The organism is Brevundimonas staleyi (genome assembly GCF_041893865.1).
Taxonomy (GTDB): domain Bacteria; phylum Pseudomonadota; class Alphaproteobacteria; order Caulobacterales; family Caulobacteraceae; genus Brevundimonas; species Brevundimonas staleyi.
Map to the genome: position 1 here is coordinate 101,117 of NZ_CP169083.1, position 18,373 is coordinate 119,489.

The window sequence follows — 18,373 nt, forward strand, 5'->3', positions numbered from 1 at the left end:
CTCAACGCGGAAGTATTCCATGAGCACCTTCCAGGCGACCCTCTCCACCGCCCAGTTGCAGGCTCTAAGCCTGCTCATTCACACCTGCAGTATCAGCGGGACGGGCCTCCAGCTCGGGCTAACCCAATCCGCGATCAGCCATGTGCTGGCGGGTCTGAGGCGGCATTTCGGCGATGAGCTGCTGGTCCGGCAGGGACAAGCGATGCGCCCGACACCGTTCGCGATCAGCCTTCGCGAGCCCGTGCGCCGCGTACTGGAGCAGGTCCAGGACGTTTCGGCGCTTCGGGACGGCTTTCACCCATCGGACCTAAGTCGGCCCTGCGTGATCGCCGTGCGCGATCCGATTCTGAGCCTACTCGGCCCAGCGCTGTTGCGGCGCTTCTCGGCCGAGGCCCCGAACGCCAGCTTGACGATCATACCGTGGGACAGCCAACGCATCGCCGGACAACTAGGCGCGGGACGATGTGATCTGGCGATCGCCGTGGATCCGCCGGACACCGACGCGGGACTGCGAATTCAGAAGCTGTTCGAGGACCAACTCGTGGCTGTGTCGGCTTTGGCGCTGGCGCCGTCCGCGCTCACGCCGGAGACGCTTGCGCGTCGTCCGGCGATGACGGTCAGCGGGAAGGACGAGTTCGATCGCCCGGTCGACGCCGCTCTCGAAGCCTTGGGCCTGACGCGCAGGATCGCGATGCGGAGCGCCCACATTCTCGCTGCTCTGTCCATCACCGGCGAGACCGACGCCCTGTTGATCGTCCCCCGGCATTTCGCTGAGAAGCACGCTGCACAGTTCAACCTGGCGGTGCTGGACCTGCCCTTCGCCCTGCCGTCCTTCGCGATCTTCGGGGTCGGACACGAAAGGTTTTGCGACGGGAGGCTCTACAGATGGCTGCGCGCTGTTTGCGCCGACGCTGTCGACGAGGTTCTGCCGCAGCGGACCGGATCCGCTCCGCCGACCAGGAGTCCGGCCCGTCGGCTGTCGGCCCACCCGATGGGCGGGCAGCCGACCGCCAAATCCGGCCACACCTCCGCAGCCATGAAATGGATTCAACCCGCTCTGAACTCTTCGCATTTGAACAGGTCGGGACCGTGATCTACCCAAAAGGCGAGCGTGATACTCTGGTGCGTTAGGGGCTTCCATGCGATCGCCGGACGACTTGACGAAGGCAAACCGCGGCTCGTCGGCGCCGGGTCGGATCGCGCGGCCCATCGCACCCGTCATGCCTCGTGCCGAGCGCCAGCCGGCTCCTCTAAGAAGGCTCGTCGCCGGGGCGGCGTCGCTTGCCGTGCTGGCGGCGGGCGACTCCGGCGCCGCCCTCGCAGCGCCGGCGTCCCAGACATCGTCAGCGGTCGTTGGTTGCACAGTCACGGCGGACGACGGTCACGTTTTCGTCGATCCGACGGTGGCGAGCTGCAAGGAACTCTACATCCCCGATCATCTTTGTGGCACGGACGCCGGCCAGACGACGCCCATCTGCCAGAAGATGAACACCCTGGTGTCGGTCGATCTCAAGGCGCCCGACATGATCCTCGCGGCGCACCGCGGCGTCTTCGGCATGCGTTTGCCCATCAGCAGTTCGCCGCCGACCAGCTGGGACATCACCCTCGGCGGACCGCCGGAGAATTCGTGGCCTGGGGTCGTCTGGGCGCAACGGGCCGGCCTGCGCTTTATCGAGTACGACATGCTGATGATGGGCGTTCTCTCGCCCGAGCCGGTGATGACCCACTACACCGACCTTCGCGCCTTCACCGACTACGCCGGGCCCCAGGACACACCGGCAACGGGCCTCGACGACTGCGACGGCTATCTGATGTGCGTCACCTCCCCGGCGCCCTACATCCTGCGTGATCGGGACGACACGGTCGATCCCAACGACGACGCCACGCTCGACACCCTGCAGGACTTCCTCGCGAAGCTGAGCAGCCAGTACCGGCGCGATCCGGCGGGCTGGAACGTCGTGGTGATCCTGGATCTGAAGTACGGGCGGTCCCTTCGCCAGTTTCGACGCACGGCGACCGGGGGGGCGCGCTATTCGACGATCGGCTTCGGCGGCTATTTCACCCCTGAGGAGCAGGAAGCGGAATCGATCGACATCCTCGTGGAGACGCTGCGCCTCCTGAACGGGGAGGCGGCGGACATGGCCGGGCACGTGGTGATCAAGGTGCCGCAGGAGTCGATACCGGATATCCAGAAGCTGTTCCGGGCGTTCGCGGCCGCTGGCCTCGACGCCCGCACCGTCCTCTGGTCGCCGACGCCCGACCCGCGTCCCTCGACGCCGCAAGCCACCGTCCTGTCCTGGCTGGAGAGCTGGATCCTGCTGCTGCAGGACAAGCGGCGGATCGGCTACTGGGACACGGCCATCGCCTCGAACCGCAGCTGGATGGCCAAGCCGTTCGAGGGCCGTTATGGCCATGCCGACGATCTGATGGACTACCTCTACCTGCTCAGCGCGCGGCGATCGGCGATCTGGACGCCCGATCCGTCGGGGCCCGGCGGCCGCCACGGCAATTTCGCCATGACATGGTACAACGCCGACAACGACATCAACGACATCCGCGGCGACGGCGTCTCCGATCTCTACTTCTCAGGCTCCAGCCACGCCCTGGTGACGTCCGACCGGCCGGACCTGTTCATCCAGATCCGCCGGTTCATCAACGCGAACCACGCCGCAGCGGCGTCGGCCGCCCAGGACGTCGGCCGATGATCGCCAGGGCTCTGCAGCGGGCGGCGGCCTTGGTGGCCGGGCTCCTGCTCGGCGCGCCGGCCGTGTCCGCCTACGAACTGCCGACGCCGGAGAACTTCGTGCTGCTCGGCGAGCAGCCGGACGCCTCCTCGCACATGAACTATTGGATTTTCCCGTCCAGCCGTATTCCCTTCCCCCATCCCATGCCCGACATGACGGGCGTCCTCGTGACCCGGCGCATCGACTACGACGGCGCCAAATGCACGACGCCGATCACGATCCTCGACATCTATCAGAACAACCAGCATCTTCCTGACCCCGACGATGTCGCCGGAACGCGACGACTGACCGTCGTCTTCGACCCGGCCGCCGGCCGGGTCGTGGTCAACGTCTGGGCGCGCCCCTACGTCGACGGCGTGCGCGCCAACACCGAGTTCGCCTACAGCTATCCGTTGCTCGATCCGGTCCGCTTCACGCCGGTGTTCAACAACGCGCTCGACGCGCCCTTCTCCGGCTGCGTGCCGGGCCGGATCTATCCGATCGAGGCCACGGTCGCGTTCGATCCCTACAACGCGATCGTCCAACTGAAGCTCGCGGGCGCCGCGACCCCCTTCGTCTACATCAGTCCGATCAAGATCGGGGTCGGCACGACGATCTTCAAAAACCTCAAGTCCGGGGAGTTCGGGACAGTGCTGCGGGGGGACAACGTCACCGTGTCGAACGCGGCGCCGCCGCCCGTCGGCATCTACGCCCTCTACTGGGCCTACGACCCCGACCTTCCGGGCTCGCGCGTGAATCTGATGGACGATTTCAATCTGAACTTCGGCGCCAAGGCCTTTCCTGTCCCCTCTCCAACCCTGCGGGCCGGCACGGCCGCGCCTGCGGTGATCACCACGCTCTGGTGGCGGTGATCATCCCGAAAACAAGGAAGACCCGTGATGAAGCTCGTAAGATCAATGATGATCGGCTTGGCCCTTGCGGCGGTCGGGCAGACGACCGCCGCCCAGGCGGCGCAGACGCCATCGTTTCCTCCGCCCGGCGTGATCGCTGATCCCTCGCCCTGGACCCGCACCTGCGCCAACGGTTATGTCCGGTTGCTGCTCGGGTCCGGCAACGAGAGCTATACGAGGGGCTATCCCTGGATCTACGCCCGGATCGATCAGACCGGCTTCGCCGACGGCGACGTCCATCCGGTTGTCGACGTCACCATCTACTACGTCGGCGACAAGACGAGCGAACTGAAATGGGAGCTCGTGATGGGCATGCTGCAATCCGCGCAGCTCTCGCGCGCGCCGGTGATCCTTTGGAGCTCGGACAAAGGCACGAACTATGCATGCACCGACCAATATCCTAGGAACAGCATGGTTCAGGTCTGCACGTTTGAGGTCGACTGCAACGGCATCAGCGTGTCGGCCCTTCCGCCGGGCGGTCGGGACCCCGAGAGCGAAGAGCGCTAGGATCGCGAATCGCCAAGATATCGTTCGCCCGCCAACCCTCGCGCGTAAGCAGCCCAGAACGACGCGGGGCTAAGGTGGTGGCCGACGACGCCGCGCGCTCGCCGTAGTCGACGGCGCTAGGCGATCGCGCAGGGCCGGATCACGCTGTTCGACCGACGCATAGAAGGCGTCCATATCGACGTGGATCATCTTGCGAACCGCTTCGCCGATGGCGCGACCTAGCCGGCTGCGAACAGAAGGAGAACCCCAACCTCGGCAGTGTCGACTTCGAAGCGCTCCGCGCGTTCTATGGGCTGACGACTAGACGGACAGGATGAATGTGTAATCTCTACGCGATGATGGAGGCGCGGGCGGAGGTGGCTCGGATCGCCCGGGCCATGACCGACCGCACCGGCAACAATCCGCCCTTTGGCAGCGTCTATCCGGATGGCGAGGCGCCCGTGGTCAGGGTCGGCGCCGACGGCCAGCGCGAGATGGCCAACCTGCGCTGGGGCATGCCGAGTTCGAAGCGAGCCCTGATGGACGCGGCCGAGAACCGGGCCAACAAGATGCGCGCCAAGGGCACGGAGTTCGACTTCGCCGAGCTTTTGAGGATGGAGCCTGACAAGGGCACCACCAATGTCCGCAATACGACGAGCGAGAAGACCGGCAAGACCAACGCCCATTGGGCGCCTTGGCTCGGCGTGGCCAATCGCTGTCTTGTTCCGTTCACATCCTTCGCCGAGCCGGACCAGGACCACGAGGGGACGCGCAAGAACGTCTGGTTCGCCCTCGATGACAGCCGGCCGTTGGCCTTTTTTGCTGGGATTTGGACGCCGCACGCGTGCGTGCGGATGAAAAGCAAGGGTTGGGAGGAGATCGAGGCGTTCGGATTCCTCACGACCGACTCGGCCGAACCCGTGCGCGCCTATCACAAGAAGGCCATGCCAGTGATCCTCACGAGCGAAGACGAGTGGGACCTCTGGCTCAGCGGCGACAGCTGGGAGCACGTCAAATCTCTTCAGCGGCCCCTACCGGACGGGACGCTGAAGGTCGTCGCGTTCGGCCCCCGGTCCGACGAAGTGGCGCCGGTGCGCGCCTAGGTAGGCGGCCAGCGCCATTCCCCTTCATAGAGGTGCGGAAACACCGCCACCTCCCTGGATCCGCAACCCTCCTCGCCCGTGCAGCTCAGGCGTGGCACGAGGTCGGCCAGTTGCACATCGAGCTTGCCTTCGAACTTCTGCAGCAGTTCCTGCGGCGTCCACTCGATCATGCGCGGACACTGTTTGCAGCAAATGGCCAGCGAGTAGCCCTTGGCCAGCAGGCTGCGGATGCTGCGGTCCTTCACCTGCCAGACATCGAACTTCTGGATCAGGCGCTCGGCGGGCCGTTCAAGAGTGGATCGGTGCTGGGTCATGGTCGGCTTCGCCGCCGAATATAGGCTGTTCTGCACAGGAGCGCTCCCGGACGGCTCTTGACTCTTCGTCGGCTCAGGAAGAACGAATAGGGAACATGCATAGCGTCCCGTTGTTCTGGAGTCCATGTCCGCCGAGCCCTCCCCTCGCGCCTTCGAGGCCCTGCGCGCCCAGATCGCCAAGATCGAGGCGGGCCGCCGTGCGCCCCAGGGGATCCTGCCCTTCGGGCTCGCCGAGGTCGATCGACGCCTGCCCGGCGGCGGCCTGGCGCTCGGGGCCCTGCACGAGGTCGCCGGCGGCGGCGCGGGCGCCGTGGACGGCACGGCCTCGGCCCTGTTCGCGGCCGGGATCGCCGGCCGGACCCGGGGGCCCGTGCTCTGGTGTCTCACACGCAAGGATCTTTTCGCCCCGTCCCTCGCCCAGGCCGGCCTGGGCGGCGACCGCATCCTCTATGTCGAGGCGGGCGACGAGAAGACCGTCCTGGCCTGTTTCGAGGAAGGCCTGCGGCACGGCAGCCTGGGGGCCGTGATCGGCGAGGTCGCGCGCCTGTCGATGACAGCCTCGCGTCGCCTGCAGCTGGCGGCGGAAAGCACCGGCACGCTGGGGATCGCGGTGCGGCGCTGGCGGCGCCAGGCCGAGGCCGTCGACTTCGGTCAGCCGACCGCCGCGACCACCCGCTGGCGGGTGACCGCCCTGCCCTCTTCTCCCCTGCCCTCCGCCGGCGTCGGCCGAGCCCGATGGTTCGTCGAACTGATCCGCAGCAAGGCGGGCGAATGCGCCGAGTTTGAACTGGAAGCCTGCAATGAGACGGGTCGTCTCGCTCTACCTGCCGACCTGGCCGACGGATCGGCTGCGGCGACGTCTTGGGAAAGACGCGCCGCCGGCTGAGGTCCCGATCGTCCTGATCGGCCGCGCCGGACGCAAGCGCGTGGTGTTGGCCGCGGACAGTGCGGCGTTGGCGCTCAGACTCTATCCCGGCATGGTCGCGGCCCAGGCGCGGGCCCTTTGCCCAGAGCTCGTCGTCCACGACGCCGATCCCGCCGGCGACGCCCACGCCCTGGACCGTATGGCGCTCTGGGCGCTCAGGCGGTACGCGCCGATCGTCGCCGCCGATCCTCCGTCAGGCCTGGTCCTCGACGTCACGGGCGCGGCGCACCTGCGGGGCGGCGAAGAGGCCCTGCTCGCCGATATGATCGCGCGGCTGGCCGTCGTCGGCGTGGCGGCCCGGGCGGCCATGGCCGGAACCTGGGGCGCCGCTCACGCGCTCGCCCGCTATGTCGCCGCGCCGACGGCGATCGTCGCATCCGACGCAGGGGGGTGCGCCATCGCCCAGCTCCCAACCCAGGCCCTGAGGCTCCCCGACGGGATGGCCGACGCCCTGGCCAAGATGGGGATCGATCGCATCGGCGAGATCGAGGCCAAACCCCGGGCCCCCTTGGCCCTGCGGTTCGGTCCGGAGCTGACGCGGCGGCTCGACCAGGCCTACGACCGCTCGGCCGAGCCGATCGAACCGATCGAGGTTCCTGAGATCGTGCAGGTGCGGCAGGCCTTCGCCGAGCCCATCAGCGCGCCGGAGACCCTGGCGCGTTACACCCTGCAGCTGGTCGAGGCGCTCTGCGAAGCCCTCGAGGTCAAGGGCCTGGGCGCGCGCCTGCTCGACCTCAGGTTCCGGCGGGTCGACCATCGCATCGAGGTCGTCCGCGTGGGACTGGCCAAGCCCGTGCGCGACATCAAGCGGCTGACGCGGCTGCTGTGCGACAAGCTCGAGACCGTCGATCCGGGGTTCGGGATCGACGCCATGACCCTGGCCGCCCCGGCGGCGGAGCCGCTCGACTGGAAACCTGTCGCCAACGACCTGACCGAGGCCGCGCGGCCCGATGTCGCCGACCTGGTCGACACCCTGACCAATCGCCTCGGGCCGGAACGTCTCTATCGGATCACGGCCGCCCAGAGCGACGTGCCGGAGCGTTCGGTGCGCAAGGTCGCGCCGACCGAGCAGCCGGGCGGAGAGACTTGGCCGGCGCGATGGCCGCGGCCCGTTCGGCTCCTGCCAACGCCGGAGCGGATCGAGGCCATGGCCCTCCTGCCCGACCAACCGCCGGCGGCCTTCACCTGGCGCGGCGTCCGGCGCAGGGTGACGCGCGCCGATGGCCCCGAGCGGATATTCGGGGAGTGGTGGCGTCGCGGCGGAGAGGTCGAGGCGGTGCGGGATTACTTCCAGCTCGAGGATGAGGCCGGCGAGCGCTTCTGGGTGTTCCGCCGAGGTGACGGCGAACAGCCAGCAACGGGCGACCTGACCTGGTATTTGCACGGATTGTTCGGTTAGCGGCAGGCGTCCCGATGCGCTTTAAAACCGTGGCGATCGGTCACCGGTCATCTGATTTCTGATCAAAGAGGCGATCAGGCCGTAGTCTATCGCAGATCTCAACGTTCCTCCTTCAGGTCTCCGCCCAGAGCGCTGCGCGATGGAATCGAAGCCTGAAATTCGCTGGCGAACCAATCCTTAAAGTCCTAAAAAGCTCAAAATCACTATCCCTCTGGTGTGCGTGGATGTCGGCGCGATAGCCAAGTCCTCCGCTAGACCCAACCTCATCGGCTCCCAACCGAGCTCAGAGGTCTAAGCCGCCGCGGCCTCGGATTCGGCTCCGAACCGCCGACGATAATCGCCTGGTGACAAGCCCACCAGGCGATTGAAGACGCGGCGGAAGGCGGTGGAATCCTCGTAGCCCACTGACCAGGCGATCTGATCGACCGTTCGCTTGGTGAACTGCAGCAGCTCGCGGGCCTTCTCCATGCGCACACACTGGGCATATTCGTTCGGCTTGACGCCAGTGGCGGCCTTGAAGCGACGCAGGAAGGTGCGCTCCTCCAGGCTGGCCTCGCGCGCCATGTCCGCGACGCTGACCGAGCGAGCGCCCTTACTTTGCAGCCAGTGCTGGACCTTCAAGATCGCCTCGTCGCCGTGGGTCAGCCGCGGTGCGAAGCTGCCGTAGTGGCGCTGCTCGCGCCCTCCCGCATCGACCAGGAAGAAGCGGCTGGTCTCGACCATGATGCTGGGGCCGAGCAGCCGATCGATCAGGCGCATGCCAAGGTCGGTCCAGGCCATCAGGCCGCCGGCGGTGATGATGTCGCCGTCGTCGATGACGATCTTCTCCGGCTCCACGCGCACATCCGGGAACCGGCTCTGCAGCAGGTCGGCGAACATCCAGTGGGTCGTCGCCGAGCGGCCGCGCAGCAGACCTGTCTCCGCCAGCAGGAAGGCGCCGCCGCAGTTGGAGCCCAGCACCGCGCCGCGCGCATGTTGGTCCACCAGCCAGCGCACGAAGGGCGCCGCCTCCTCGGCGCTGACCGGGCCGGTCAGTCGGCCGGGCGTGACGATGATGTCGGGAAAGCCGCCGGCATGGGGATGGGTATCGAAGCTGCGGTCGAACTGGTCGGTTTCGTCGGGCGCCCAGTGGCTGACCCGCAGCGTACGGCCGCCGCGCGCGGCGGAAAAATCGCTTGCCGTCGTCAGCATGTCGGTCAGACCATGGACCATCGCGGTCTGGCAGCCGCGATAGAGGAGAATGCCGACCTCAGCGGTCCTCGAACGGTCGCCCTGGTGGCCTTCGGGCAGCCTTACGGCGGACGCGTCGCTGGCGGTCATCGCCTGATCCCCGGGATGTCGGTTTTGGCTGGGATAATGTCGGAAGAGACGATCCCGATGCTGCCGCATCCTGCCTAGGGTTTCAACAGCGGGACGGAACTGGTCCTCCCGGTCGAAACGCAAGGGAAAGACGATGCCCACGATCACCACCAAGGACGGCGCCGAGATCTTCTACAAGGATTGGGGTCCCAAGGATGCGCAGGCGCTGGTGTTTCACCACGGCTGGCCGCTGAGCGCCGACGATTGGGACAACCAGATGATGTTCTTCCTCCAGAAGGGCTACCGGGTGATCGCGCACGATCGCCGCGGGCACGGCCGGTCGAGCCAGACCTGGGAAGGCAACGAGATGGACACCTATGCCGCCGACGTGGCGGCGTTGGCCGCCGCCCTCGATCTGCGCGGCGCCATCCACATCGGCCATTCGACCGGCGGCGGCGAGGTGGCGCGCTATGTCGCGCGGGCCGAGGCCGGACGGGTGTCGAAGGCGGTGCTGATCGGCGCGGTGCCGCCCGTGATGGTCCGGAAGGACTCCAACCCTGAGGGTCTGCCGCTCGAAGTGTTCGACGGTTTCCGCGCCGCGACCGCCGCCAATCGCGCCCAGTTCTTCATCGATGTGCCGGCCGGCCCCTTCTATGGCTACAACCGCGAAGGCGCGAAGGTCGACCAGGGCGTGATCGACAACTGGTGGCGCCAGGGCATGATGGGCGCCATCACGGCCCACTACGACTGCATCAAGGCCTTCTCGGAAACCGACTTCACCGAGGACCTCAAGGCGATCGACGTGCCGGTGCTGGTCATGCACGGGACCGACGATCAGATCGTGCCCTATGCGGACTCGGCGCCGAAGTCGGCCGCGCTGCTGCGCAACGGCGTGCTCAAGACCTACGAGGGTCTGCCGCACGGGATGTGCACCACCCATCCCGACATCATCAACCCCGACCTGCTCGCGTTCATCGCCGGCTGAGCCACGCGCAAAAAGGAGGATGAAATGACCGACACCGTCATGCTGATCCACGGCGCCTGGCTGACGCCAAATTCATGGGACCGTTTCCGGCAGCGTTTCGAGTCGGCCGACTTGACGGTGACGGCGCCCGCTTGGCCGCACCTCGAAGGTCCGGTCGACCAGATTCGCCACGCGCCCGATCCAGGCCTGGCGAAGCTGGGGCTGCGCGAGATCACCGACCACTATGCGGCGCTGATCGAGGCGATGCCGCATCCGCCGATCCTGATCGGCCACTCGTTCGGCGGCCTGATCGTGCAGCTGCTGGCTGACCGTGGCCTCGGCGCCGCCGCCGTGGCGATCGATCCGACGCCGCCGTTTGGGATCCCCGCCCATCCGCTGGCGGTCTGGACGTCGCTGGGCGTCTTCACGGCCCTCAACGGCTGGAACCGCGTGCTGCGGATGAGCCTGCGCGGCTTCTCGACCGGGTTCGCCCAGACCTTGCCCGAGGTGGAAAAGCCCGGCGCCTATGAACGCCACATCGTGCCGACGCCGGGGCGCATCTTCTTCCAGGCGGTGCTCGGCATCGGCGCCAAGGTGCGCTGGAACAATCCCAATCGGCCCCCGCTGCTGCTCATCGCCGGCGAGAAGGATCGGACCGTGCCGGCCCCGATGGTGCGCGCCAACTATCGCAAGCATCTTCGCTCGCCGGTCCTGACGGCGTTTCGCCAATTTCCCGGTCGCTCGCACTGGCTGTGCAACGAAGAGGGCTGGCAGGACGTCGCCGATTACGCGCTGTCCTGGGCCCGACAGCAAGCGGCCTCCCGCGCCTGACCGAGATCGATGGGGCGCCGCCCGCCGGCGTCCCATCTTGGCAGGACCAAAGGCCGGCGGCCGCCGACTCTGGTTTCCGGGAGAGGTTCGACCTTCGCTCGAGATCGCGCGCCGCCTCACGGCGCTCTGGCGGCCGGTGAGCTCGGATCGCGGGAGATGATCTCCAGAATGGTGTCGCCCTGCTTGAGCGCCTGCGCCTCGACCGAGTCGAAGCCGAAGGCTTGGCCTCCACGGTGGAGTTGGACGCCGATCCCGGTCCGGATCGCCGACAGCGGCATGCCGACTTCCGCCGCCGTCACTTGGCGCTCGCACAGGGAGACCGCCCCGCCGATCGCCGCTAGGTCGGCCATGTAGTCGGCCACGTGAGCGCCATGGCTCGAGCTCGCCAGAAGCTGGCCGGCGAAGCTCGCGGGATTGATCACCGCATTTGCGCCGGCCTGACGCGCCAGGGCTTCGTTGTCGGCGGAACGGATCACCGCGCTGACGGTGCTCGCGGGGCGAGCCCGCGCCCGGTCAGGACAAGGAGGATCGAGGCGTCGCGCCCCAGCGTCCGCGAGGAGGGCTACGCTGGAGCTGAACGCCCGCGTCGCTGGCAGCGATCCTGGATCCAGCCCTGTGTCAGACCCGAGATATGCCTTTCGGCGTCGGCCGCCGGCGTGCGAGCAAGAACCGAGCGATCGCCCGCGACGCATCGGGGCCCGCCGGGTCGGTGCAGGACGCGAAGGCGCGGCCGCCTGACCAGCCGTGTCCGCCGCCATGCACCGTCCAGTCCTCAAGGCGCACGTCGGTTGCGCCATGGCGATAGAGGGTTCGGGTATAGGCGCGGCCGCCCGGCGAGCGCCCCTGCTCCGCCCGGCTCAGCAGCGGCGTCGCGCTCGACCGCTGCAGATGCAGCAGGAAGCCGCCGGCGTTGGAGGGATGGACGATGTTGTCCTGATCGCCGTGGAAGACGATGGTCGGCGGCGGCCGGCTGGTCTTGGCCCCGGCGACGCCGGGAGCCACGCCATGGCGCATCGCCGACATCGCCGCGCTCAGGGTGCCGATTTCGCCCCGAGCGAGGCCGGAATGGACCCCGACCGCCCCATAGAGATCGGGATAGGCGGCGCCGATGATGGCGGCCGCTGCGCCGCCGGCGGAGAGGCCGGCGACATAGACCCGATCGGGATGGGCCTGACACAGATCGATGACGTGACGGGTCAGGGCGGCGACCAGGGCGGGCTCGCCCGCGCCGCGCTTCTGATCGCCAGGGCGATGCCAGTTCCAGCACCGGGCGAAGTTGGCTGAGGCCGACTGCTGCGGGTAGAGCACCAGGAAACCCAGCTCGTCGGCGACGGCGTTCATGCCGGTTCCGGCCGCGAAATCGCCGGCTGACTGGGTGCAGCCGTGGAGCATGACCACCAGCGGCAGCGTTCGGCGCGTCGAACCCAGGGGTGTGTAGAGCTTATAGTCCATCGTCCCTTGCGGGCCGGTGAAGTGGCCATCGACGAAGCTGCCCGCGGCCGGGCGGGGAGCCGCCCTCGCAACTGGGCGCGGCTTGGCGAGGGCCTTGGGCTTGCGCTTGGCGCGCTTGGACTTCGGCGTGGCCGCGAGGGCCAGACGCTGCAAGGCGACGGCGGTCGAGAGCGAGCCCTTGCGGGCGGCCGCCGAGAGCTTGAAGAGGGCTCGAAAGGGTCTTTTCACAGGCCGGGACCCCCGCGGACATCCGCCGAGAGACTAACGCCCCGCCGCCGTCCGTGATCCCGCAGTGCAGCATGAACTTTTCCGGCGCCTTCCCAGACGCCGGAAAAAGGCCGATAAGGGAACATAACCGGAACACGGCATGTCCCCGCCCCGCTACGTCGAGCTCCAGGCCACCTCGCACTTCAGCTTCCTGCGCGGCGCCAGTTCCTGTGAGGAGCTGTTCAGCCAGGCGGCGCTGTACGGCGTCGAGGCCCTGGCGGTCGTCGACCGCAACTCGCTCGCCGGCCTCGTGCGCGCCCACCAGGCGGCCAAGGTCACGGGGGTCCGGCTGATCGTCGGCTGCCGCCTGGACCTGGCGGATGGAACCGGCCTGCTGGTCTATCCGACCGACCGGCCTGCCTATGCTCGGCTGTGCCGCCTGCTGTCCCTTGGCAAACGGCGCGCCGGCAAGGCCAAATGCCATCTCGACTGGCCGGACCTTCCCGACTTTTCCGACGGTCTCATCGCCGTTCTCGTCCCCGACGAGGCCGATGAGGCCTGCGCCCAACGGCTGCGCCTGACCAAGGCGAGCTTTCCCGCCGGCGCCTATCTGGCGCTAAGCCTGCGGCGGCGACCGGGCGACGCCCTGCGTCTGCACCAGCTGACCGGCCTGGCCGCCGAGGCCGGCGTCGCGATCGTCGCCACCAATGACGTCCTCTTCCACATCCCCGAACGCCGCCTGCTCCAGGACGTCGTCACCTGCGTGCGCCACGGCTGCACCATCGACGAGCTGGGGTCGCGGCGCGAACGCCACGCCGACCGACATCTGAAACCGCCCGAAGAGATGCACCGGCTGTTCGCCCGATATCCGGAAGCCCTGGCCAATACCCTGGAGATCGCCGCGCGGTGCCGCTTCTCGCTCGACGAACTGGCCTACCAGTACCCAGACGAGGTCTCGGCGCCCGGCATGACGCCCCAGGCGACGCTCGAGGCCCTGACCTGGGAGGGCGCCGCGCGCCGCTATCCCGAAGGCCTGCCCGACAAGGTCAGGGCGATCCTGAAGCACGAACTCCGGTTGATCGAGACCTTGGGCTACGCTCCCTATTTCCTGACCGTGAACTCCATCGTCGGCTTCGCCCGCGGCCGCGGCATCCTGTGTCAGGGACGCGGATCGGCGGCCAACTCGGCGGTCTGCTATGTGTTGGGGATCACCTCCATCGACCCCGAGCGCAACGACCTGCTGTTCGAGCGTTTCGTCTCGGAGGAACGGCGCGAACCACCCGACATCGACGTCGATTTCGAGCACGAACGGCGCGAGATCGTCATGCAGTGGGTGTTCGACACCTATGGCCGCGACCACGCCGCCCTGTGCTCGACCGTCATCCGCTATCGCTCACGCGGCGCCATCCGCGACGTCGGCAAGGCCCTCGGCCTGCCCGAGGATCTGACCAAGGCGCTGTCGTCGCAGATCTGGGGCTGGGCGGCCGAAGGCGTCGAGGACAAGCATGCTGAGGCGCTGCACCTCAATCTCAAGGACCTGCGCCTGCGCCTGGCCCTGGACCTCGCTCGCCAACTGATGGGCGCGCCGCGCCACCTGTCCCAGCACCCAGGCGGCTTCGTCCTGACGCGCGACCGCCTGGACGAACTGGTCCCGATCGAGCCGGCGGCGATGAAGGACCGTCAGGTGATCGAGTGGGACAAGGACGACATCGACAGCCTCAAGTTCATGAAGGTCGACGTTCTGGCGCTGGGGATGCTGTCGTGCATGAAACGCGGCTTCGACCTGCTGGCCGACCACAAGGGGATCGCCCTCGACCTGGCCACCATCCCGGCCGAGGACCCTCAGACCTATGCGATGATCAGGAAGGCCGACACCCTGGGCGTCTTCCAGATCGAGAGCCGGGCCCAGATGGCCATGCTCCCTAGGATCAAGCCGCGGACCTTCTACGACCTGGTCATCGAGGTGGCGATCGTGCGTCCCGGCCCGATCCAGGGGGACATGGTCCATCCCTATCTGCGCCGGCGCGCCGGGCTGGAGCCGGTCGACTATCCGACCCCGGAGCTGGAGAAGGTCCTGGGCAAGACCCTCGGCGTGCCCCTGTTTCAAGAGCAGGCCATGAAGGTCGCCATGGTCTGCGCCGGCTTCAGCGCCAGCGAGGCCGATCAGCTGCGCCGCGCCATGGCCACCTTCAAACACACCGGCGGGGTCACCCATTTCCGGGACAAGCTGGTCGGCGGCATGGTGGAACGCGGCTACGCCCCGGAATTCGCCGAACGGACCTTCAGTCAGCTGGAGGGCTTCGGCTCCTACGGCTTCCCCGAAAGCCACGCCGCCTCCTTCGCCCTGATCGCCTACGCCTCGAGCTGGCTGAAACGCCATCACCCCGACGTGTTCTGCGCCGCCCTGCTCAACGCCCAGCCGATGGGCTTCTACGCCCCGGCCCAGATCGTGCGCGACGCGCGCGACCACGGGGTCGAGGTGCGGCCGGTCTGCATCAACGCCTCGCGCTGGGACTGTACGCTTGAGGAGACCGGCCGGCCGGGGCGTCTGGCGGTGCGCCTGGGGCTGCGCATGGTGCGCGGTCTCGGCAATCCCGACGCCGCCGCGATCACGGCGGCCCGCACAGACGAGGCCTTCGCCTCGGTCGACGACGTCTGGCGACGCGCCGCCGTCGCGGCCGCGAGCCTCGTGAAGATCGCCGAAGCCGACGGCTTCCAGGCCTCGATGGGTCTGGCCCGCCGCGAGGCCCTGTGGGCGATCAGGGCGCTTCGCAACGAGCCCCTGCCGTTGTTCGCCGCCGCTACCGCGCGGGAGCAGCGGATCGTGCCGGAGACCGACGAGCCGGCCGTGACGCTCAAGCCGATGACCGCCGGCCGCGAAGTTGTCGAGGACTATGGCCATGTCGGACTGAGTCTGCGCGATCACCCCCTGGCCTTCCTGCGCGGCGATTTGGCGCGACAGGGATTTATGACCTGCGAGGCGGCCGGGGCGGCCCGGGACGGCCGGTTCCTGAAGGCGGCCGGGATCGTCCTCCTGCGTCAGATGCCTGGATCGGCCAAGGGCGTGATGTTCATCACCCTCGAGGACGAATCCGGGGTCGCCAACCTGGTGATCTGGCCCAAACTGTACGAGAAGCAGCGCCGGGACATCCTCTCCGCTTCAATGATGGGGATCGACGGCCGGATTCAGCGCGAAGGTGACGTCGTCCACCTCGTCGCCTACCGGGTCTTCGACCTGTCCGGCATGCTGGCCAGCGTGGGGACCCGGACGGCGCCAGGTGACGGGCCTGCTGAGGGGCCGCTTGGGCCGGCCCGTCCGACCGTCACGATCCGACGTTAATGGTCAGAAGCCGGGACTTTCGATAAGGCGCGGCGGGCCCTGTGGCGTCCGGATGATTGATCAAGGATCGGCGCGACGCGCGCGACGCCAGTCCTCGGGCGGATCGAACGCGCCGGCCCAGACGCCCGCCTTGTCGTGGCGGGCCGCGGCCTCCTCGGCCAGATAGGCGTCACCGGCGTAGCGGGCGTAGCGCACCGCGAGACCTTGGCGCACCAGCCAGCCCCCGAGGTCCTCGCCCCGAACCTCGCAACGGGCGACCATCCGGTCGTAGCGGTCGATGTCTTCCTCGAAGCACGAAACGACCTGGTCGCGCAGGCGGGCGTCAAGCAGGTTCGCGGCCGCCGCGCCGCACCGATAGGACTGGCCGTCCGCCTCACAGGTCTGTCGGCTCTCGGGTGCATCGACACCCCAGAGCCGGATGCGTCGGCCGTGGATTTCCAGTGTGTCGCCGTCGATGACCGAAGCCCGGCCCTGGATCGAGGGTTCGGCCGGCGCGCACCCGGCGCTGACCGCGACCAGGACCGCGATCAGGAACACGGACCTCACGCCTTGGCGCGCGCCGCCTTGCGAACCGCAGGCTTGGACTTCGCAGCGGCCTCCGCCTTCGCGGGCTTCCGGCCGCCTTGGCCCAGGCCTATGGCGCGGGCCATCGCCGAGCGGGCGACCGAGTAGTTGGGCGCCACCATCGGGTAGTCATCCGGCAGGCCCCATTTGCGGCGATACTCTTCCGGCGACAGACCGTGGGCGATCCTAAGGTGGCGCTTGAGCGACTTGTATTTCCGGCCGTCCTCAAGGCTGATCATGAAGTCGGGGGTGATCGACTTGCGGATAGAGACCGCTGGGGTCGGGGCATTGGCCGGCGGCTCCTGCGTTGCCTCGACGCCCGTCAGAGCGCGATGCACTGCGGCGATCAGATCGGGGATGACCGCCGGCTCCACGGCGTTGTGGCCGAGATAGGCCGAGACGATGTCGACCGTCGTCTCCAGCATCACGTCGTCGGACTGTCGGCTCTCGGCCATCGGCGTTCCTGATCTTCGAAGTTATCCGCCGAGACCTACAACACCTCGGCCGTGTGAGGAAATTCCCTCCCCGGTCGCCCCGCCGCGCCGCCATCCCGGAAAAGGAACGTCGATCGCCGTTGAGCCCACGCCGTTCGCGTCGTAACTGCCGATGGTCTGGAAATCGGGATTCCTGCGCGTGGAGCTCACATCCAAGGAAATGGAGGCTCTGGCGCTGTTCGCCGATCTACTGTCCCCCGACGAGATCGCCGAGCGCATGGGGATCACGCGCGGCACGGTGGACCGGCACCTCGCCAACATCCGCGCCAAGATGGGCGTCACCTCGACCCGCGAGGCGGCGCGGCGTTGGGCGGCTCTACATAGAGAGCATGTAGGCGGAATTTCCTCCCTGCCCATCAGTCCCGATCCGGCGCCAGCTTCCGTCGAACAGGGGGCTTCAGGCCGTGACCGAACAGGGGAGCATGACCATCGACCGGGACCGCGGCGCGACGTCGCCGGCGGACAACCGGCTGCCCTCCCTGACCTGGGAAGACGTGGAGACGGTCGTGGAGGACCTGGCCGATCCGGTCCTGAAGGACGCCGCCGTCGGCCTGACGCGATCGCTGTGTCTGCAGAGCCCGAATCTCTCGGCGATGGACCTCCTGCGCGAGATCATCCTGAACGCAGCGGCCGTGATGCGCCCGACCCCGACGAGCGGCGCGCCGCCCGCGCCCATCTCCAAACCCTGCGCGACGACCTCGCCGAGGCCATCGGATCGGCGACGGTCAGCCGGCGACAGCCGCTTGCGGCGACGATTCGTGAACTGGTGGCCGCCGCCTTCTGGGCCGCCGCCGGACTGACCTTCGTCATCGTGGCGGCGATCGTCATCTCATACGTGGTCGGCGCAGCGGACCTGCGCATGGCCGATCTCAATCTGGGCGCGCTGTTCCGAGAACCGCCGCCCTCCGCTTGACGCCGTCCCCTCGCCGGACGGCCTGGGGATCTCACATGAAGCGTTCCGATCTTGCTCTTCGCCTGACCCGCGCCGTGCACAAGGCGGAAGACGCCGTCGACACCGCGCTCGACGACGCCACGACCCTAGTCCAGGAAATGCTACAGGGCCGAAAGGAAGTCGGCTTCTCCGCCCTGATCGGCGCGGAGGCCTGCGAAGCCGCCACCGCCTATATCGGACTGATCGGCGCCGCCCGCAGCCGGCTGCTCGAGGTCCACAAGGCCCTCACCGCCGCGGCGCCTCAGATCGGGGTGACCAACCTCGACGAGCTGATGGGTCCGGGCCAGACGAAACCGAACGTGACCGGCGCCGCGCCCGCCGGAGCGATCGGCGGGCTGGAGGCGGCTTGACCATGAGGCGCTGTCCTTCCAGGTTGGCGCCTCACAACGCCCTCCCGGAGATCGACGCT

The 18,373-nt window shown here is 68.0% G+C and carries 18 protein-coding genes; 12 read left to right on the forward strand and 6 right to left on the reverse strand.

What is annotated here, in order from left to right:
• Positions 1-19 precede the first annotated feature (19 nt).
• The 5 genes from ACETK8_RS20395 (at position 20) to ACETK8_RS20415 (ending at position 5,223) form a co-directional block, all read left to right on the forward strand.
• The gene (locus ACETK8_RS20395; protein ID WP_374039474.1) at positions 20-1,093 is read left to right on the forward strand and encodes a LysR family transcriptional regulator; all 1,074 of its coding nucleotides are present in this window, start codon (positions 20-22) and stop codon (positions 1,091-1,093) included.
• Positions 1,094-1,220: 127 nt separating this feature from the next.
• On the forward strand, positions 1,221-2,705 hold the full coding sequence (locus tag ACETK8_RS20400) for a hypothetical protein (RefSeq protein ID WP_374039475.1): 1,485 nt from the start codon (positions 1,221-1,223) through the stop codon (positions 2,703-2,705).
• Entirely contained in the window at positions 2,702-3,595 is an 894-nt protein-coding gene (locus tag ACETK8_RS20405) for a hypothetical protein (RefSeq protein WP_374039476.1), read from the forward strand. The genes ACETK8_RS20400 and ACETK8_RS20405 overlap by 4 nt, the downstream gene beginning before the upstream one ends.
• A 24-nt stretch (positions 3,596-3,619) precedes the next feature.
• On the forward strand, positions 3,620-4,141 hold the full coding sequence (locus tag ACETK8_RS20410; RefSeq protein WP_374039477.1) for a hypothetical protein: 522 nt from the start codon (positions 3,620-3,622) through the stop codon (positions 4,139-4,141).
• Positions 4,142-4,518: 377 nt separating this feature from the next.
• Positions 4,519-5,223 carry an SOS response-associated peptidase family protein gene (locus ACETK8_RS20415; protein ID WP_374039478.1) on the forward strand — a complete coding sequence of 235 codons (705 nt, stop codon included), beginning with the start codon at positions 4,519-4,521 and terminating at the stop codon, positions 5,221-5,223.
• On the opposite strand, the gene ACETK8_RS20420 is transcribed toward ACETK8_RS20415, so the two are convergent.
• Complete coding sequence (locus ACETK8_RS20420; protein WP_374039479.1) at positions 5,220-5,573, reverse strand: hypothetical protein; 354 nt, start codon at positions 5,571-5,573, stop codon at positions 5,220-5,222. The genes ACETK8_RS20415 and ACETK8_RS20420 overlap by 4 nt on opposite strands.
• A gap of 88 nt (positions 5,574-5,661) precedes the next feature.
• Here ACETK8_RS20420 and ACETK8_RS20425 point away from each other — a divergent pair, with 88 nt between their 5' ends.
• Together ACETK8_RS20425 and ACETK8_RS20430 are read left to right on the forward strand one after the other, a co-directional pair.
• Positions 5,662-6,423: an ImuA family protein gene (locus tag ACETK8_RS20425; protein WP_374039480.1), complete on the forward strand. Its 762-nt coding sequence runs from the start codon at positions 5,662-5,664 to the stop codon at positions 6,421-6,423.
• Positions 6,338-7,861, forward strand: a complete 1,524-nt coding sequence (locus ACETK8_RS20430; protein WP_374039481.1) for a Y-family DNA polymerase — start codon at positions 6,338-6,340, stop codon at positions 7,859-7,861. The genes ACETK8_RS20425 and ACETK8_RS20430 overlap by 86 nt, the downstream gene beginning before the upstream one ends.
• Before the next feature lie 291 nt (positions 7,862-8,152).
• On the opposite strand, the gene ACETK8_RS20435 is transcribed toward ACETK8_RS20430, so the two are convergent.
• Positions 8,153-9,073, reverse strand: coding sequence for a GlxA family transcriptional regulator (locus ACETK8_RS20435; RefSeq protein WP_374039607.1), 921 nt, complete (start codon positions 9,071-9,073; stop codon positions 8,153-8,155).
• 241 nt (positions 9,074-9,314) lie between these two features.
• On the opposite strand from ACETK8_RS20435, the gene ACETK8_RS20440 reads away from it, so the two are divergent.
• Entirely contained in the window at positions 9,315-10,145 is an 831-nt protein-coding gene (locus ACETK8_RS20440; protein ID WP_374039482.1) for an alpha/beta fold hydrolase, read from the forward strand.
• A 39-nt stretch (positions 10,146-10,184) separates the two neighbouring features.
• Positions 10,185-10,955, forward strand: coding sequence for an alpha/beta hydrolase (locus tag ACETK8_RS20445; RefSeq protein WP_374039483.1), 771 nt, complete (start codon positions 10,185-10,187; stop codon positions 10,953-10,955).
• Positions 10,956-11,071: 116 nt separating this feature from the next.
• On the opposite strand, the gene ACETK8_RS20450 is transcribed toward ACETK8_RS20445, so the two are convergent.
• Both ACETK8_RS20450 and ACETK8_RS20455 read right to left on the reverse strand, forming a co-directional pair.
• On the reverse strand, positions 11,072-11,431 hold the full coding sequence (locus tag ACETK8_RS20450) for a hypothetical protein (protein WP_374039484.1): 360 nt from the start codon (positions 11,429-11,431) through the stop codon (positions 11,072-11,074).
• Between the two features lie 142 nt (positions 11,432-11,573).
• Entirely contained in the window at positions 11,574-12,635 is a 1,062-nt protein-coding gene (locus ACETK8_RS20455; protein WP_374039485.1) for an alpha/beta hydrolase family esterase, read from the reverse strand.
• 139 nt (positions 12,636-12,774) lie between these two features.
• Here ACETK8_RS20455 and ACETK8_RS20460 point away from each other — a divergent pair, with 139 nt between their 5' ends.
• Entirely contained in the window at positions 12,775-15,954 is a 3,180-nt protein-coding gene (locus tag ACETK8_RS20460) for an error-prone DNA polymerase (protein ID WP_374039486.1), read from the forward strand.
• 60 nt (positions 15,955-16,014) lie between these two features.
• Here the strand turns inward: ACETK8_RS20460 and ACETK8_RS20465 are convergent, their stop codons facing one another.
• Both ACETK8_RS20465 and ACETK8_RS20470 read right to left on the reverse strand, forming a co-directional pair.
• A complete protein-coding gene (locus ACETK8_RS20465; protein ID WP_374039487.1) occupies positions 16,015-16,491 on the reverse strand; it encodes a thermonuclease family protein in 477 nt (158 codons plus the stop codon).
• A gap of 5 nt (positions 16,492-16,496) precedes the next feature.
• Entirely contained in the window at positions 16,497-16,973 is a 477-nt protein-coding gene (locus tag ACETK8_RS20470; protein ID WP_374039488.1) for a MucR family transcriptional regulator, read from the reverse strand.
• Between the two features lie 151 nt (positions 16,974-17,124).
• Between ACETK8_RS20470 and ACETK8_RS20475 the strand changes: the two genes are divergently transcribed.
• Together ACETK8_RS20475 and ACETK8_RS20480 are read left to right on the forward strand one after the other, a co-directional pair.
• Positions 17,125-17,925: a helix-turn-helix domain-containing protein gene (locus ACETK8_RS20475; RefSeq protein ID WP_374039489.1), complete on the forward strand. Its 801-nt coding sequence runs from the start codon at positions 17,125-17,127 to the stop codon at positions 17,923-17,925.
• A 35-nt stretch (positions 17,926-17,960) separates the two neighbouring features.
• Complete coding sequence (locus tag ACETK8_RS20480) at positions 17,961-18,314, forward strand: hypothetical protein (protein WP_374039490.1); 354 nt, start codon at positions 17,961-17,963, stop codon at positions 18,312-18,314.
• The last annotated feature ends 59 nt before the right edge of the window (positions 18,315-18,373 follow it).

Bases quoted from the DNA above. Each gene is read 5' to 3' on its own strand.
- ACETK8_RS20460 (WP_374039486.1), top strand. From the start codon at position 12,775: ATGTCCCCGCCCCGCTACGTCGAGCTCCAGGCCACCTCGCACTTCAGC.
- ACETK8_RS20435 (WP_374039607.1), bottom strand. From the start codon at position 9,073: ATGGTCCATGGTCTGACCGACATGCTGACGACGGCAAGCGATTTTTCC.
- ACETK8_RS20445 (WP_374039483.1), top strand. From the start codon at position 10,185: ATGCTGATCCACGGCGCCTGGCTGACGCCAAATTCATGGGACCGTTTC.
- ACETK8_RS20400 (WP_374039475.1), top strand. From the start codon at position 1,221: ATGCCTCGTGCCGAGCGCCAGCCGGCTCCTCTAAGAAGGCTCGTCGCC.
- ACETK8_RS20425 (WP_374039480.1), top strand. From the start codon at position 5,662: ATGTCCGCCGAGCCCTCCCCTCGCGCCTTCGAGGCCCTGCGCGCCCAG.
- ACETK8_RS20440 (WP_374039482.1), top strand. From the start codon at position 9,315: ATGCCCACGATCACCACCAAGGACGGCGCCGAGATCTTCTACAAGGAT.
- ACETK8_RS20430 (WP_374039481.1), top strand. From the start codon at position 6,338: ATGAGACGGGTCGTCTCGCTCTACCTGCCGACCTGGCCGACGGATCGG.
- ACETK8_RS20475 (WP_374039489.1), top strand. From the start codon at position 17,125: ATGGTCTGGAAATCGGGATTCCTGCGCGTGGAGCTCACATCCAAGGAA.
- ACETK8_RS20405 (WP_374039476.1), top strand. From the start codon at position 2,702: ATGATCGCCAGGGCTCTGCAGCGGGCGGCGGCCTTGGTGGCCGGGCTC.
- ACETK8_RS20395 (WP_374039474.1), top strand. From the start codon at position 20: ATGAGCACCTTCCAGGCGACCCTCTCCACCGCCCAGTTGCAGGCTCTA.
- ACETK8_RS20480 (WP_374039490.1), top strand. From the start codon at position 17,961: ATGAAGCGTTCCGATCTTGCTCTTCGCCTGACCCGCGCCGTGCACAAG.
- ACETK8_RS20470 (WP_374039488.1), bottom strand. From the start codon at position 16,973: ATGGCCGAGAGCCGACAGTCCGACGACGTGATGCTGGAGACGACGGTC.
- ACETK8_RS20415 (WP_374039478.1), top strand. From the start codon at position 4,519: ATGACCGACCGCACCGGCAACAATCCGCCCTTTGGCAGCGTCTATCCG.